The sequence below is a fragment of the Pseudomonas sp. SIMBA_067 genome (assembly GCF_046534675.1).
GTDB classification, from domain to species: domain Bacteria; phylum Pseudomonadota; class Gammaproteobacteria; order Pseudomonadales; family Pseudomonadaceae; genus Aquipseudomonas; species Aquipseudomonas putida.
The window spans coordinates 1-281 of sequence record NZ_JAWRYH010000280.1 but is presented as its reverse complement, the minus strand read 5'-3'; the positions used below and the strand labels follow the sequence as shown (position 1 = coordinate 281).

Here is a 281-nt window from a genome sequence, read left to right as displayed (position 1 = left end):
GTTTATCAGACCGTGCATAACGATCTGTGGGACTTTGACCTGCCGATGCAGCCAAGCCTGATCGACTTCCCGCAAAAAGATGGCACTACCACACCAGCGGTAGTGATTGGCGGCAAAACCGGCATGATCTTCGTACTTGACCGTATGACCGGCAAGCCGCTGACCAAAGTCGAAGAACTGCCGATGCCGCAGGGTCATATCCCGAACGAGCAGTACACCAAAACGCAGCCACACTCGACCGGGATGCCGCAGATTGGCAACCAGACGCTGAAAGAGTCTGA

Annotated in this window: 1 pseudogene; it reads left to right on the top strand. The window is 55.2% G+C overall.

Annotation, left to right across the window (positions count from 1 at the left end):
- Positions 1-281, top strand: a pseudogene (locus tag SB765_RS29085) (membrane-bound PQQ-dependent dehydrogenase, glucose/quinate/shikimate family); the annotation flags it as partial.